The following is a 13,855-nucleotide window of genomic DNA, read 5'->3' as shown; positions in this document are numbered from 1 at the left end:
GCCGCTTAGGCCTCGACTGGTTCCGGCATGGGCCGGCGCAGGGGGCTATCGGGGCTGGCAAAGACCGGCAGGATTTCCTTGCGGAAGGCATCGGCGGCCCGCGAGCAGTAGCGCGCCGGGTGGGTGATCAACTTGAGCTGCCGGCGCACGGAGAGATCCGCCAGGGCGGGACGGTGCAGGTTGCCCGCCGCCAGTTCCCGCTCGATCGAAACCACCGGCAGGAACGCAGCACCCAGTCCGCTCTGCACGGCGTTCTTGATGGCCTCAAACGAGTTGAGCTCCATCTCAATCTTCAGGCGCGAGACGTCCAGGCCCGAGCGCGCCAGCAGTTGGTCCACCATCTTGCGCGTGGTCGACTGGGCATCCAGGGAGACAAAGCCCAACCTGTACAGGTCGTCCTTACTGAGCTCCGGCAGGCGGGCCAAGGGGTGCTTGGTGGGAAGCACCAGGGCCAGCTCATCGCTGGCATAGGGGATGACCTGCAGCAGTTCATTGAGCTCGCTGGGCAGCTCGCCGCCGATGATCGCCAGGTCGATCTGGCCGTTGGCCACGCTCCAGCCGGTGCGGCGGGTGCTGTGCACCTGCAACTGAACCGCCACCTCGGGGTATTTCTGGCGGAATAGGCCGATCATCCGCGGCATCAAATAGGTGCCGGTGGTCTGGCTCGCACCAACAATCAAGGAGCCGCCCTTGAGGTTGTGGAGGTCATCCAGGGCGCGACAGGCCTCTTGGCACTGACTCAGGATCCGGTCGCAGTAGCTCAGCAGCAGGTGACCGGCCTCGGTCAACTGGGCCTTGCGTCCCCCCCGGTCAAACAGGGAGACATTGAGCTGCTTCTCCAGGTTTTGGATCTGCAGGGAGACCGCCGGCTGGGTGACGTAGAGGCTGTCGGCGGCCTTTTTAAAGCTGCCCTCGCTGGCGATCGCCCGCAGGATGCGCAGCTGATCAAGAGTGAACGGCAGATCAGCCATGGAGGGCGCTGCGGTTCAGCGGGGGGATCAAAACTCTAGGTCGATCGAACAGCGGGTTCATGCGCTTGGCCAGAATCCGCTGGATCTGAAGCAACCCTGAGCCTTGAGCAGCGCCAGCCACCTCCACCACAGCAGCCTGGTGATGCTGGCTCTACTGCTGGTCTTCGCCGTCATCCACAGCGGCGGGGCCTCTCTGCGGTACTGGGGGGCTGAGCGCATTGGTGAGCGGGCCTGGCGGCTGTTGTTTGCCGCCGTCAGCATTCCCTCTGCCGTGGTGGTGATCGGTTACTTCCTCGCCCACCGCTACGACGGGATCCGGCTCTGGAATCTCCAGGACCAGCCCTGGATCGTGCCCCTGGTCTGGGTCGGGACAGCCATCTCCTTTCTCTTCCTCTACCCAGCCACCTACAACCTGCTGGAGATCCCGGCGGTCCTCAAGCCCCAGGTGCGCATGTACGCCACCGGCATCATTCGCGTCAGCCGCCACCCCCAGGCCATTGGCCAGATCCTCTGGTGCTGCACCCATCTGCTCTGGATTGGCAGCAGCTTCATGGTCGCGACCTGCCTTGGCTTGATCGCCCACCATCTCTTTGCCGTTTGGAACGGTGATCGCCGTCTCAGCAACCGGTTTGGCGAAGCCTTTGAGGAGCTCAGGGCCAGCACCTCCATCGTTCCCTTCGCCGCGGTGCTGGATGGACGTCAACAGCTGGTGGCCTCTGAATTCCTCAGGCCCGCCCAACTGGGCATCGCCATCGCCGTTGGCGTCTTCTGGTGGGCCCACCGCTACATCGGGCTGGCCGCGACAGGCTTCAGTCGATTAGGGCTCGCGCACTGGCTGGGATAAGCGCCCACGGGGCTGCCTACACTCGCCCTGATTCCCTGAGTGCCGGATGCCGTCGCCCGCCGAACTCGCCTGGCTCATCCCGGTGCTCCCGCTGATCGGGGCCGCGATCGTTGGCCTGGGGCTGATCAGCTTTAACCGCACGGTCAACCGCCTGCGCAAACCGGTTGCACTGCTGTTGATCAGCTGTGTCGGAGCCGCGGCGGTCTTGAGTTACGCCGTTCTCGCCCAGCAGCTGGCGGGCGCCGGGGCCACAGAGGTGCTCTTCGACTGGGCCAGCGCCGGGGCCTTCACCTTGGAGATGGGCTTCCGCGTCGACGCGCTCGGCGCCGTCATGCTCTCGCTGGTGACGACCATCGCCGTGCTGGTGATGATCTACTCCGATGGCTACATGGCCCACGACAAGGGCTATGTCCGCTTTTTCACCTACCTCGCCCTCTTCAGCAGCTCGATGCTGGGCCTGGTGATCAGCCCCAACCTGCTCCAGATCTATGTCTTCTGGGAGCTGGTGGGCATGTGCTCCTACCTGCTGGTGGGCTTCTGGTACGACCGCGATGGCGCCGCCAATGCCGCCCAGAAAGCCTTTGTGGTGAACCGCGTCGGTGACTTCGGCCTGCTGCTGGGCATCCTCGGCCTGTTCTGGGCCACCGGCAGCTTCGGCTTTGAAGAGATCGGGGTGCGCCTGCAAGAGGCCATCAGCTCCGGCAGCGTCTCCAACGGCATCGCGATCCTGCTCTGCCTGCTGGTCTTCATGGGTCCGATGGCCAAGTCGGCCCAGTTCCCGCTGCACGTTTGGCTGCCGGACGCGATGGAGGGCCCAACCCCCATCTCAGCCCTGATCCATGCCGCAACGATGGTGGCGGCGGGTGTCTTCCTGGTGGCGCGCCTGCAACCGGTCTACGTGCCCTTCCCTGAGGTGCAGGTCGTGGTGGCCGTGATCGGCACAATCACGCTCTTCCTGGGGGCCTCGATCGCCCTCACCCAGATGGATCTGAAGAAGGGCCTGGCCTACAGCACCGTCAGCCAACTGGGCTACATGATGCTGGCCATGGGTTGTGGCGCCCCGGTGGCGGGCATGTTCCACCTGGTGACCCACGCCTTCTTTAAGGCCATGCTCTTCCTGGGCTCTGGCTCAGTGATCCACGCCATGGAAGAGGTGGTCGGCCACGAGGCAGTCCTGGCCCAGGACATGCGTTTGATGGGCGGGCTGCGCAAGTACATGCCCGTCACCAGCAGCACCTTCTTTATTGGCTGCCTGGCCATCAGCGGTATCCCGCCCCTGGCTGGTTTCTGGAGCAAGGACGAAATCCTGGGCCAAGCCTTTGGCAGCTTCCCGATCCTCTGGGCCGCGGGCTTTGTCACCGCCGGGATGACCGCCTTCTACATGTTCCGCCTCTACTTCCTGACCTTTGAAGGGGAGTTCCGCGGCAACGACAAGGCGATGCAAGCCCAGCTGATGGCCGCTGCCGGCAAGGGAGCGGACGAGCACGGTGAGGAGCATGGCGAACACCATGCCCACGCCGATCATCCCCATGAATCCGGCTGGCAGATGGCCATGCCCTTGGCCGTCCTGGCGGTCCCCTCGGTCTTGGTGGGTCTCTTGGGTGTGCCCTGGAACAGCCGGTTCGGCACCCTCCTCGATCCCCAGGAAGCCGCCGAGGTGGCAGAACACTTCAGCTGGTCTGAATTCCTGCCCTTAGCCGGAGCCTCCGTGACGATCTCGGTGATCGGCATCAGCGTGGCCGTCCTGGCCTACGCCCTGCGCAAGCTGGACCTGGCGACTGCAGTGGCGGGTCGTTTCCCCAGCATCAATGCCTTCCTGGCGAACAAGTGGTACCTGGACGACATCAACGACAAGCTCTTCGTTCAGGGCAGCCGCAAACTGGCGCGCTCGGTGCTGGAGGTGGACTCCAAGGTGGTTGATGGGGTCGTGAACCTCACCGGCCTGGTCACCCTGGGGAGTGGAGAGGGCCTCAAATACTTCGAGACCGGCCGTGCGCAGTTCTATGCGCTGATCGTTTTCGGAGGGGTGATCGCCCTGGTGGTGCTCTTCGGAGCCCTGGGCTGAGGCCTTCGCACAACGCTCTGTGTGACATCGCCCACTCCCAGGGGCGCGTCACGGTGAGCATTTCTACACTCCGCCTAAAGCGATTCGCTTTCGGTGATCCTGGACTTCGTCTCAACCCTGGCCGTAGCGACGGAACAGGCGAGCAGCTCGGCATTCCCGTGGCTCAGCGCCTCGATCCTGTTCCCGATTGCAGCGGCCCTCTGCATTCCGTTTATCCCTGACAAGGGGGATGGCAAACAGGTCCGCTGGTTTGCCCTGGGCGTGGCCCTGATCACCTTTTTGATCACCGTTGGGGCGTATCTGACGGGGTACGACCCCAGCGACCCGAATCTGCAATTGGTGGAGCGGGTCAGCTGGCTCCCGCAAGTGGGGCTGTCCTGGTCGGTTGGAGCCGACGGGATCTCCATGCCGCTGATCCTGCTGACCAGCTTCATTACGGCCCTGGCCGTGCTGGCGGCCTGGCCCGTGAGCTTCAAGCCCCGGCTGTTCTATTTCCTGCTGCTGGCGATGGATGGCGGCCAGATCGCCGTCTTCGCTGTCCAGGACATGCTGCTGTTCTTCCTGGCCTGGGAGCTGGAGCTGCTGCCGGTCTATCTGCTCTTGGCGATCTGGGGCGGGAAAAAACGCCAGTACGCCGCCACCAAGTTCATCCTTTACACCGCTGGCAGTTCGCTGTTCATCCTCCTGGCGGGCCTGGCCATGGCCTTCTACGGCGGGACCACCAGCTTTGAGTACAGCGACTTGATGGCCAAGGGCTTCTCCTTGAAGTTCCAACTCCTGGCCTATGCGGGCCTACTGATCGCCTTTGGCGTCAAGCTCCCCATCGTTCCGCTGCATACCTGGCTCCCGGATGCCCACGGCGAAGCGACGGCCCCGGTCCACATGCTGCTGGCCGGGATTCTGCTGAAGATGGGCGGCTACGCCCTGCTGCGTTTCAACTGCCAGATCCTTCCGGATGGGCATGCGGTCTTCGCGCCACTGCTGGTCGTCCTGGGCGTGGTGAACATCATTTACGCCGCCCTGACCTCCTTCGCCCAACGCAACCTCAAACGCAAAATCGCCTACAGCTCGATCAGCCACATGGGCTTTGTGCTGATCGGCATCGGCAGTTTCAGTGCGCTGGGCTCCAGCGGGGCGATGCTGCAGATGATCAGCCACGGCCTGATCGGCGCCTCCCTGTTCTTCCTGGTGGGTGCCACCTACGACCGAACCCACACCCTCCAGCTCGACGAGATGGGTGGTGTGGGCCAGAAGATGCGCAAGATGTTTGCGCTCTGGACGGTCTGCTCCCTCGCTTCCTTGGCCCTGCCCGGGATGAGCGGCTTCGTCAGCGAGCTGATGGTCTTCGTCGGCTTCGCCACCGACGACGCCTACACCCTTCCCTTCCGGGTGGCCATCGATGGCCTGGCGGCCATTGGCGTGATCCTGACTCCGATCTACCTGCTCTCGATGTTGCGGGAGATCTTCTATGGCAAGGAAAAGGCCGAGCTCGTCGACCACACCAACCTGGTGGATGCCGAGCCGCGGGAGATCTACATCATCGGTTGCCTGCTGGTTCCGATCATCGGCATTGGCCTCTACCCACGCCTGATGACCGACAGCTACAAGGCCTCCATGGAACAGTTGGTGGCCCGAAACGAGAGTGCGATGAAGGCCCTGACCGCTCCTGCCGGAGCCGGCCTGATTCGCCAGGCCCCCCTGCAGGCACCAGCCCTGAGCTAGGGCCATTACGAAGCGCAGCCTCTCAGCGGCTGCGCGTGCAAGATCTTCGTAATCTCAAAAACAGCTCAACAGCGGCCCCTCGCAGCCATGAAGCAGCTGAACTTCCTGCTGATCTTCAGTTTTGGTCTGGCCACGGTGATGTTCACCCTGGAGAACACCGCGCCCACCACCGTGCGCTTTCTGCCCGGGCTGACCACCACCATGCCCCTCGCCGCACTGCTGCTGGTGGTGGGCGGTGTCGGCGCAACCGCCGCCTGGGTCTTTGCCGTCTGGACCGGTGTGGTCAAGCGGGTTGAAAGTCAGACCGATCCTGGCGAGTACGAAGCACAACAGGTGCGCATTCGCGAGCTTGAGGAAGACGTGCAGCGCTACCGCGCCACCGTGGATGCCCAGCTGGGCCTGCTCCCAGCCGCTGGCGAAAGCTCCGCCCAGGGCGAGGCCGCTTAATTGCACGCCTAGGGGCGCAAGATTGGCCAAGAAGCCCATGAAAAGAATGGGCTCAGATCGCTCTTGGGCACTGGCTTAACCCGCTTCAAGCCGGTACCTTCAGTCCAGTCCGCAAGAAACCGTGGCCGAAGGTGGCGCCAGGCTTGCGATCCGGCTGTTGCAGGACGCCGCTGAGCGGGGTGATCTCGACCCCTGGGACGTCGATGTCATCGCTGTCGTCGACGGCTTTCTCGATCAGCTGCGGCAGCGCATTGAAGTGCCCAAGCTCGTGGCGGCCCTCAACAAGGGACGCGGCGGCAGCTACGAACAGGACCTCGCCGAAACCAGCGAAGCCTTCCTCGCCGCCTCGGTGCTGGTCAGCCTGAAGGCGGAAGTCCTCGAGGCCCAGACCTTCCCCCCTGAACCCGAACTGGACGAGGGGTATGACTTTGACTTCGATGCCGAGGGGCAGGGTTGGCTGCTCACCCCGGGACTGGAGCTTCCCCGCAAACCGGAGCGCCATCTACTGCGGCGCCCCGTAGCCCCGCCACCGCTGCAGCGCCCGGTGACCCTGGGCGAACTGATCCGGCAACTCGAGGACATCGCCGAGCGGCTCGAACAGGAAGAGGGACAAGTCCGCAACCGCCAACGCAGCCGCCGCTACAGCGACCGGGCCGCCATCGAGCAGGTCGCTGCCCTCGCCCACCGCGAGAAACTGCCGGAAACCACCGCCGCCCTGAGCCAATTCCTGCTGCAGTGGCCGCAATCCCTGGAGTGGACGGGTTTTGAGGGTCTCGTGGAGGCCTGGGCTGCCGTCGCACCAGAGGATCTGGACAGCGATCGGGTGGGGGTGTTTTGGGCGCTGCTGTTCCTCTGCTCCCAAGGAAAAGTGGAGTTGGAGCAGCAGGGCGGATTGTTCGGGCCCTTGCAACTCAAGCGGCTGCTCGATGAGCGGGAATCGGTGCAACTGCCGCTGCCCTCTGAACTGGGGTCAGCTCGGGGGCCGGCTCGAGAACCCATTGCGGCCTAAGTCTTTTGCGTAGGGTGGCGCGATGAAGGCGATGATCCTGGCCGCGGGCAAGGGAACCCGTGTGAGACCCATTACTCACACGATCCCGAAGCCGATGATCCCCATCCTTCAGAAACCCGTGATGGAGTTTCTGCTGGAGCTTTTGCGGGAGCACGGGTTCACCGAAATCATGGTGAATGTCTCCCACCTGGCTGAGGAGATCGAGAACTATTTCCGCGATGGTCAACGCTTTGGCGTTGAAATCGCCTACAGCTTTGAAGGACGGATTGAAGACGGCGAACTGATTGGTGATGCCGTTGGCTCCGCCGGTGGCCTCAAAAAAATTCAGACCTTCCAACACTTCTTTGATGACACCTTCGTGGTGCTCTGCGGAGATGCGCTGATCGACCTCGATCTCAGCGAAGCCGTGAAGCGCCACAAGGCCAAAGGGGCGATGGCGAGCTTGATCACCAAGCGCGTTCCCCGGGACCAGGTCAGCAGCTACGGCGTCGTGGTGACCGATGACGACGGCCGGGTGCGTTCCTTCCAAGAGAAGCCCTCTGTGGAAGAAGCCGCCAGCGACATGATCAACACCGGCATCTACATCTTCGAGCCGGAAGTTCTCGATTTTGTCCCCGAGGGTGTTCCCTTCGACATCGGCTCTGACCTCTTCCCCCAGCTGGTCGCCAACGGCGCGCCGTTCTACGCCCTGCCGATGGACTTCGAGTGGGTCGATATCGGCAAAGTCCCCGACTACTGGCAGGCCATCCGCAGTGTTCTGCAGGGCGAAGTGCGCCAGGTTCAAATCCCCGGCAAGGAAATCCGTCCGGGCATCTATGCCGGCCTCAACGTGGCAGCCAACTGGGACAAGATCCATGTCGAGGGACCGATTTACGTCGGCGGCATGACCAAGATCGAAGACGGCGCCACAATCATTGGCCCCGCGATGATCGGACCGAGCTGCCACATCTGCGAAGGCGCCACGATCGATAACTCGATCATCTTTGACTACTCCCGCATCGGACCCGGCGTTCGTTTGGTCGAGAAGTTGGTCTTTGGTCGTTACTGCGTTGACCGCAATGGCGACCACTTCGATCTCCAAGAAGCAGCCCTGGACTGGCTGATCACCGACGCCCGTCGCCAGGACTATGCCAAGCCCTCTGCGCAACAGAAGGCCATGGCCGACCTGCTCGGCACCGATCTAGCGATCAGCAGCGCGAGCTAAATCCCGCGCGCTCCAGGATCAGGGGAATGCGCTCCTCGGCCTTCACGGCCATCAGGTGAACCCCCTGACAGGTTTGGGCGTAGCGACGGACCTGTTCCGCGGCGATGGTGATTCCCTCGTCCGCTGGATTGCTCGCGGCGGCCAGTCGATCAATGATCGCTTGAGGAATACAGGCGCCGGGAACGACGCGGTTAATGAAGGCGGCGTTTTTCGCCGATTTCAGGAGAAACACCCCCGCCAGTACCGGCAGTCCTAAGGGTGCGGTGATCTCATCGACGAAACGCTTCAGGCAGTCCTCGTCCATCACCATCTGGGTCTGCACAAATCGTGCGCCCGCCTGCTGCTTACGGCGGATTCGGCTGCTCAGACCGCTCCAACTGGGGCTTTGCGGATCGGCCGCTGCACCAGCAAACAAGTCCGTTGGACCATCCGGCAGGGGGCCATCCACCGGATCCTCACCGCGGTTAAAGGCCGCCACCTGCTTGAGCAAGCGCACCGACTCCAACTCGTTGACCGGCCGGGCCTGCGGTTGATCTCCCGCCCGAACCGGGTCCCCCGTCAGACAGAGGATGTTTCTGATCCCCAGGGCATGGGCCCCCAGCAGATCGGCCTGCAGACCAATGCGATTGCGGTCCCGGCAGGCCTGCTGCCAGACCGGCTCGACACCGGCGTCCAGCAACAGCCGACAGACCGCCAGGCTGCTCATCCGCATGACGGCGCGGCTGCCATCGGTGACGTTCACGGCGTGCACCCAGTCCTTCAGCAACGCAGCGTGCTCAAGGGTCCGCTTGATCTCCCCGCCACGGGGGGGCATCACCTCTGCCGTCAGGGCAAACTGGCCCGCCTCAAGCGCCTGCTGTAGCCGCAAAACAACCTTGCTTAACAGGGCCCATCATTAACCACCGCTGCCATGCCCAGATGGGATCGGCTGCCTACAGTGACAAGGCGTCTCGGGGCATGGATGACTGATCGAAGCAGCCTCGGCCATTCCCCCATGGACCTCTCCGAGCGCGAACTGGAGATCATCCAACTCGTCGCCCAAGGCCTCACCAATCAGGAGATTGGCGAGAACCTGATGATCAGCAAACGCACCGTGGACAACCACGTCAGCAACGTCTTCACCAAAACGGGCGCCAAGAACCGCGTGGCGCTACTGAATTGGGCGATGGATCACGGCAAGATCTGCCGCGATGGCTTCAATTGCTGCAACCTGCCTGGGGACGAGGACTAGCTCCCGACTCCACCGCCGCGAACAGCGGCTCAATGCTGAAGGCACCCTCGCCCAGGGCAAAGAGCTCGGCGTAGGCGAGGCACTCGGCCTGATCCAGCCCACAGCAGCGGAGCACTCCGTCTTGGTCGTAAAGGCCGAGCAACGAACAACCTGGTCAATCCTTAAGCAAATCCTAAGGCAGCTCAGCTGTGCTCCAGCCAGGGGGTCCGCTCCGCCTCGCTCCAGCGGGCCCAGGGATGGCTTGCCAAGGCCGCATTGCTGAATTGGCCAAGCCCGGTGATCTCCCGCACGCACCAATCCGGGATCTCCACGGCCTGATCGGCCCGCTCCAGTTCCACTTCGGCCAGAACCAAGGGGGCGTTCTCCCCTGCAAAGACATCCAGAACCCAGTCCCCACCCGGTAAATCCAAGCCGAAGCGACGCTTAATCAGCTGCGCCTCACAGCGCTCGAGCAACGCCGAAGCATCGGCCGCCGGAATGGCGTACTCAAACTCTTGCCGGGCGATTCCGCCGGCGGGGAATTTGAGCGTCAGCCAAGCCTCATCGACGCCGGCCAGGCGGACCCGCGAGGTCATCGCTTGGGAGGAGTTCGGCAGGTACCCCTGGGCGAAGTCCCGCTGCCAAGACACCACGGAGCGCCACTGCTGACCGGAGACCAGAAAGCGACGCTCAATCTCGAGGGCCATGGGCTTGCTCTAGTTGGGAGACGGCTCGGCGGCCGTCAAACTGCCGGCCCAATGCAACTTATGGGTCAAGGTGCGGTAGTAGGACGGGCTCTGCTCCAGCAGCACCATCAAGGCGTGATGGGGGGAGCGGCGCACATCACAGCGATCCCCGGGCTCCAGCACCGCCGCGAAGGCCCCGTCCTTCCAGAGGCGCACCCGACTGTTGGAGGGACCCAGCGGCCAGACCGCCAACTGCGCCCGGGGCGGAACCACCAACGGACGGCTGGAGAGGCTCATCGGACAGATCGGGTTCACCACAATCGCCTCCACACCGGGATGCAGGATCGGGCCGCCGGCCGCCATCGAATACCCCGTTGAGCCGGTCGCGGTCGACATGATCAGGCCATCCCCCCGGAACTGATCGACCACCTCCCCATCAATCTCCAACTCCAGGACGCAGGTGGGGGTGACCTCATCGATCCCGGGCCTCAGGTAGAGGTCATTGAGGGCCGTATGCACCGTGTCGCTGCTGTCGGTGCGCGCCTCGAGCATCATGCGCCGCTCGAGGGCAAAGCGATCGTCCCGAAGTCGCTGCCAGAGATCGAAGGAACCCTCGGCTTCATGGCCATGGCCCAGCAGCTTGCGCTCCTGGGTCAAAAAGCCGAAATGACCGCCGACATTGAACGAGAGGATCGGCACATCCAGGGGCGCCAGGTGCCGCGCGGCCCCAAGCACCGTTCCGTCTCCGCCCAGCACCACGGCCAAATCGGGCGGACTCCCCTCATCCGCCAAGAGTCCGGGGAAGGGGTTCGCACTGGCCCCACTCATGGCCACGGCGACCTTGACGCCTTGATCGCGCAAGATCTGGGCGCAACGCCGGGCTTGGCGCAGGGCAGCCTGGCTGGCCGCTCGATGGATCAACCAAACGGTCTCAAGGCGCATAAGCCAGAGCTGAGCTCGCGCCCAGCCTGGCTACCAACGCAGCAAGTTGAAACGCTCCATATCCACCGTTTCACGGTTCCGATACAGAGAGAGAAGGATCGCCAGGCCGACGGCAGCCTCAGCAGCCGCCACGGTGATCACGAAAATTGCAAAGACCTGTCCGCGAATCAGCTGGCCATCGAGGTAGCTGGAGAAGGCCATCAGGTTGATGTTCACCGCATTGAGCATCAGCTCGATGCTCATCAGCACCCGCACGGCGTTGCGGCTGTTGATCAGTCCCCAGACACCCGTGCAAAACAGGATGGCGGCCAAGGCGAGATAGCCCTGGAGAGGAACGGTGGTGGGCAGCTCGATGGACATCAGTTGGTTTTCTCCAGGAGCAGGGGCGTGCGGGATTTCTCGATCAAACCCTGATCAGCGGGTTCGCCAGTGACCACATCGGTGCTGAAGACATCGCGGCGGGCCAGGACGATCGCGCCGATCATCGCCATCAACAGCAGGACTGACGCCAGCTCGAATGGCAGCAGGTAGTCGCTGAAGAGGTGCTCACCGATGCGAATGGTGGCCTCTTCGCCAATGGGGGTCGGGCCGGGCAGGGCCCAGGGGGTCGTGAAGGCCACCCGCAGCAGCAGGGCAAACAAACCAGCGCACACTGCACCGGAGAGGAAGCGACGCACGGCCAGGCCAGGGATCGCCGCCAGGTCTTCCTTCTTGTTCACGAGCATGATCGCGAACAGGATCAGGACGTTGACCGCACCGACGTAGACGAGCACCTGGGCGGCCGCCACGAAACTGGCATTCAGCAGCAGGTAGAGACCGGCAACCGAGAGGAACACGCCGCCCAGCAAAAAGGCGGAATAGACGATGCTCGGCAGCAGGACCACGCCAAGGGCGCCGATGGCGACCGCTGCTGAGAGGAAGACAAAGCAGATGAACTGCGTGGAGGAAGCAATGGTCATCAGGCGTTCTCCTCCTTCGGCAGGGTCTTGAGGACGTCAGCGGGCAGTTTGCCGGCCCGCGGACGATTGGGATCCACGCCATGGGGATCCATCTCCCCTTTCGGCAGATAGGCCAGCTCCCGCAGGGGCAAGACCGCTGGATCGCTGGTGACGCTGGTGGGGAGACGGCCGAGGGCGACGTTGTCGTAGTTCAGGCTGTGACGATCGAAGGCCGCCAGCTCGTACTCCTCGGTCATCGAGAGGCAGTTGGTCGGGCAGTACTCGACGCAGTTGCCGCAGAAGATGCACACCCCGAAGTCAATGGAGTAGTTGCGCAGTTCCTTTTTCTTGGTGGCTTTGTTCATCACCCAATCCACCACCGGCAGGTTGATCGGGCAGACGCGCACACACACCTCACAGGCGATGCACTTGTCGAACTCGTAGTGGATTCGGCCGCGGTAGCGCTCCGACGGAATCAGTTTTTCGTAGGGGTACTGAACCGTGATCGGCCTGCGCTGAAGGTGGTCAAAGGTGACCGAAAGCCCCTGGGCGAGGTAGTTGGCCGCACCCACCGCATCGCGGGTGTAGTCACCGACTTTCTTGAGGAACCCGAACATGGAGTGGTGGGAAGGGGCGGTGGCGCCGGCACCATGATGGCCTGGCGACCTGGCAAAGGGGGGTGGCGGTGGGGAATTAACCGCCGAAGAAGGCCGGGAACGCGAGCTTCAGACCAGCGGTCACCAGCAGGTTGACCAGGGCGACGGGCAACAGGAACTTCCAACCCAGGTCCAGCAGCTGGTCAATACGCACCCGGGGAACGGTCCAACGCAGCAGGATCGCGAAGAACACCAGCAGGTAGGCCTTCAGCACCGTCATCACGATGCCGGTGGTGGCGGTGATCACCTGCACCAGGGGAGCGTCGATCGGCTGACCCGTCAGGTTCACCACCCACTCGACGGGAAGCGGGAAGCCCCAGCCACCCAGGTAGAGCACCGCCACCAGCAGGGCGGAGAGCACCAGGTTGATGTAGCTGCCCAGATAGAAGAGGGCGAACTTCATGCCGGCGTATTCGGTCTGGTAGCCAGCCACCAACTCCTCTTCAGCCTCCGGCAAGTCGAAGGGGAGACGCTCACATTCGGCCAGGGCGCAGATCCAGAAGATCACGAAGCCGACGGGCTGGCGCCAGATGTTCCAGCTGAGGATCCCCGCACCGGTCTGCTGGTTGACGATGTCAACCGTGCTGAGGGAGTTGCTCATCATCACCACGGCCAGCACCGCCAAGGCGAGGGGAATCTCGTAGGAGATCGACTGGGCGGCGGCCCGCAAGCCACCGAGCAGGGAGTACTTGTTATTCGAGGCGTAGCCAGCCATCAGCAAGCCAATGGGCTGGATGCTGCTCAGGGAAATCCAGAGAAAGATGCCGACGCCGACATTGCTGATCAGCAGGTGCTGGCCGAAGGGCACGACCAACCAGCTCAGGATCACCGGCACCAGGACCAGCACCGGGCCCAGGGTGAAGAGCAGGCCGTCGGCTCGGGCCGGAATGATGTCCTCTTTGAACAGCAGCTTCAGGCCGTCCGCGAGGGGCTGAAGGATGCCCAGGGCACCGGCGTATTCGGGGCCGATTCGCTGCTGAACGGCAGCCGAGATCTTCCGCTCGAGCCAGACGTTGACCAACACGCCAACGACTGCAGCCACCAGGACCACCAGCATCGGCAGCGGCAGCCAGAGCAGGTGGGCCATCCCCGGCGACAAGCCGAAGCCCTGCAGCACGTCCGTGAAGCTGGCCTCAAGGTCGAGCCCGGCACTCACGACAG

Annotated in this window: 15 protein-coding genes; 7 read left to right on the top strand and 8 right to left on the bottom strand. The window is 63.3% G+C overall.

Annotated features, from left to right (window positions below; translation table 11 throughout):
- Positions 1-5: 5 nt before the first annotated feature.
- On the bottom strand, positions 6-971 hold the full coding sequence (locus QZ186_RS06465) for a LysR family transcriptional regulator (RefSeq protein ID WP_010313335.1): 966 nt from the start codon (positions 969-971) through the stop codon (positions 6-8).
- Between the two features lie 142 nt (positions 972-1,113).
- Here QZ186_RS06465 and QZ186_RS06460 point away from each other — a divergent pair, with 142 nt between their 5' ends.
- From QZ186_RS06460 to QZ186_RS06435, 6 genes are all read left to right on the top strand, one after another.
- Positions 1,114-1,815 carry an NnrU family protein gene (locus QZ186_RS06460; protein WP_296416217.1) on the top strand — a complete coding sequence of 234 codons (702 nt, stop codon included), beginning with the start codon at positions 1,114-1,116 and terminating at the stop codon, positions 1,813-1,815.
- A 46-nt stretch (positions 1,816-1,861) separates the two neighbouring features.
- Positions 1,862-3,880, top strand: coding sequence for an NAD(P)H-quinone oxidoreductase subunit 5 (locus tag QZ186_RS06455; RefSeq protein ID WP_296416203.1), 2,019 nt, complete (start codon positions 1,862-1,864; stop codon positions 3,878-3,880).
- Positions 3,881-3,997: 117 nt separating this feature from the next.
- A complete protein-coding gene (locus QZ186_RS06450) occupies positions 3,998-5,602 on the top strand; it encodes an NAD(P)H-quinone oxidoreductase subunit 4 (RefSeq protein ID WP_296416216.1) in 1,605 nt (534 codons plus the stop codon).
- A gap of 87 nt (positions 5,603-5,689) precedes the next feature.
- Positions 5,690-6,049 carry a LapA family protein gene (locus QZ186_RS06445; RefSeq protein ID WP_010313342.1) on the top strand — a complete coding sequence of 120 codons (360 nt, stop codon included), beginning with the start codon at positions 5,690-5,692 and terminating at the stop codon, positions 6,047-6,049.
- A gap of 121 nt (positions 6,050-6,170) precedes the next feature.
- Positions 6,171-7,058: a segregation/condensation protein A gene (locus QZ186_RS06440; protein WP_010313344.1), complete on the top strand. Its 888-nt coding sequence runs from the start codon at positions 6,171-6,173 to the stop codon at positions 7,056-7,058.
- 22 nt (positions 7,059-7,080) lie between these two features.
- Complete coding sequence (locus QZ186_RS06435; RefSeq protein ID WP_247476879.1) at positions 7,081-8,262, top strand: NDP-sugar synthase; 1,182 nt, start codon at positions 7,081-7,083, stop codon at positions 8,260-8,262.
- Here the strand turns inward: QZ186_RS06435 and QZ186_RS06430 are convergent.
- On the bottom strand, positions 8,246-9,130 hold the full coding sequence (locus QZ186_RS06430) for a methylenetetrahydrofolate reductase (RefSeq protein ID WP_296416202.1): 885 nt from the start codon (positions 9,128-9,130) through the stop codon (positions 8,246-8,248). The two genes, QZ186_RS06435 and QZ186_RS06430, sit on opposite strands and share 17 nt — an antisense overlap.
- Before the next feature lie 93 nt (positions 9,131-9,223).
- On the opposite strand from QZ186_RS06430, the gene QZ186_RS06425 reads away from it, so the two are divergent.
- Positions 9,224-9,493 carry a response regulator transcription factor gene (locus QZ186_RS06425; protein ID WP_010313351.1) on the top strand — a complete coding sequence of 90 codons (270 nt, stop codon included), beginning with the start codon at positions 9,224-9,226 and terminating at the stop codon, positions 9,491-9,493.
- Positions 9,494-9,675: 182 nt separating this feature from the next.
- On the opposite strand, the gene QZ186_RS06420 is transcribed toward QZ186_RS06425, so the two are convergent.
- The 6 genes from QZ186_RS06420 to nuoH all read right to left on the bottom strand — a co-directional run bounded on the left by QZ186_RS06420 (position 9,676) and on the right by nuoH (position 13,850).
- Positions 9,676-10,179, bottom strand: coding sequence for a CYTH domain-containing protein (locus tag QZ186_RS06420; RefSeq protein WP_296416201.1), 504 nt, complete (start codon positions 10,177-10,179; stop codon positions 9,676-9,678).
- Between the two features lie 9 nt (positions 10,180-10,188).
- The gene (locus tag QZ186_RS06415) at positions 10,189-11,100 is read right to left on the bottom strand and encodes an NAD(+) kinase (RefSeq protein WP_010313357.1); all 912 of its coding nucleotides are present in this window, start codon (positions 11,098-11,100) and stop codon (positions 10,189-10,191) included.
- 30 nt (positions 11,101-11,130) lie between these two features.
- Positions 11,131-11,460, bottom strand: coding sequence for an NADH-quinone oxidoreductase subunit NuoK (nuoK, locus tag QZ186_RS06410; protein ID WP_010313359.1), 330 nt, complete (start codon positions 11,458-11,460; stop codon positions 11,131-11,133).
- The gene (locus tag QZ186_RS06405) at positions 11,460-12,059 is read right to left on the bottom strand and encodes an NADH-quinone oxidoreductase subunit J (protein ID WP_247476874.1); all 600 of its coding nucleotides are present in this window, start codon (positions 12,057-12,059) and stop codon (positions 11,460-11,462) included. The genes nuoK and QZ186_RS06405 overlap by 1 nt, the downstream gene beginning before the upstream one ends.
- The gene (gene ndhI, locus QZ186_RS06400) at positions 12,059-12,655 is read right to left on the bottom strand and encodes an NAD(P)H-quinone oxidoreductase subunit I (RefSeq protein ID WP_296416200.1); all 597 of its coding nucleotides are present in this window, start codon (positions 12,653-12,655) and stop codon (positions 12,059-12,061) included. The genes QZ186_RS06405 and ndhI overlap by 1 nt, the downstream gene beginning before the upstream one ends.
- A 76-nt stretch (positions 12,656-12,731) precedes the next feature.
- The gene (gene nuoH / locus QZ186_RS06395; protein WP_010313366.1) at positions 12,732-13,850 is read right to left on the bottom strand and encodes an NADH-quinone oxidoreductase subunit NuoH; all 1,119 of its coding nucleotides are present in this window, start codon (positions 13,848-13,850) and stop codon (positions 12,732-12,734) included.
- Positions 13,851-13,855: the final 5 nt, after the last annotated feature.

The sequence above is a fragment of the Vulcanococcus sp. DEBay_Sum29NL08_54 genome, from assembly GCF_017859255.1.
Classification (GTDB): domain Bacteria; phylum Cyanobacteriota; class Cyanobacteriia; order PCC-6307; family Cyanobiaceae; genus Vulcanococcus.
Note: the sequence above shows the minus strand (reverse complement) of the source record. Positions and strands in the feature narration are given on the sequence as shown.

Bases quoted from the DNA above. Each gene is read 5' to 3' on its own strand.
- QZ186_RS06465 (WP_010313335.1), bottom strand. From the start codon at position 971: ATGGCTGATCTGCCGTTCACTCTTGATCAGCTGCGCATCCTGCGGGCG.
- QZ186_RS06460 (WP_296416217.1), top strand. From the start codon at position 1,114: ATGCTGGCTCTACTGCTGGTCTTCGCCGTCATCCACAGCGGCGGGGCC.
- QZ186_RS06455 (WP_296416203.1), top strand. From the start codon at position 1,862: ATGCCGTCGCCCGCCGAACTCGCCTGGCTCATCCCGGTGCTCCCGCTG.
- QZ186_RS06445 (WP_010313342.1), top strand. From the start codon at position 5,690: ATGAAGCAGCTGAACTTCCTGCTGATCTTCAGTTTTGGTCTGGCCACG.
- QZ186_RS06435 (WP_247476879.1), top strand. From the start codon at position 7,081: ATGAAGGCGATGATCCTGGCCGCGGGCAAGGGAACCCGTGTGAGACCC.
- QZ186_RS06425 (WP_010313351.1), top strand. From the start codon at position 9,224: ATGACTGATCGAAGCAGCCTCGGCCATTCCCCCATGGACCTCTCCGAG.
- QZ186_RS06420 (WP_296416201.1), bottom strand. From the start codon at position 10,179: ATGGCCCTCGAGATTGAGCGTCGCTTTCTGGTCTCCGGTCAGCAGTGG.
- QZ186_RS06415 (WP_010313357.1), bottom strand. From the start codon at position 11,100: ATGCGCCTTGAGACCGTTTGGTTGATCCATCGAGCGGCCAGCCAGGCT.
- nuoK (WP_010313359.1), bottom strand. From the start codon at position 11,460: ATGTCCATCGAGCTGCCCACCACCGTTCCTCTCCAGGGCTATCTCGCC.
- QZ186_RS06405 (WP_247476874.1), bottom strand. From the start codon at position 12,059: ATGACCATTGCTTCCTCCACGCAGTTCATCTGCTTTGTCTTCCTCTCA.
- ndhI (WP_296416200.1), bottom strand. From the start codon at position 12,655: ATGTTCGGGTTCCTCAAGAAAGTCGGTGACTACACCCGCGATGCGGTG.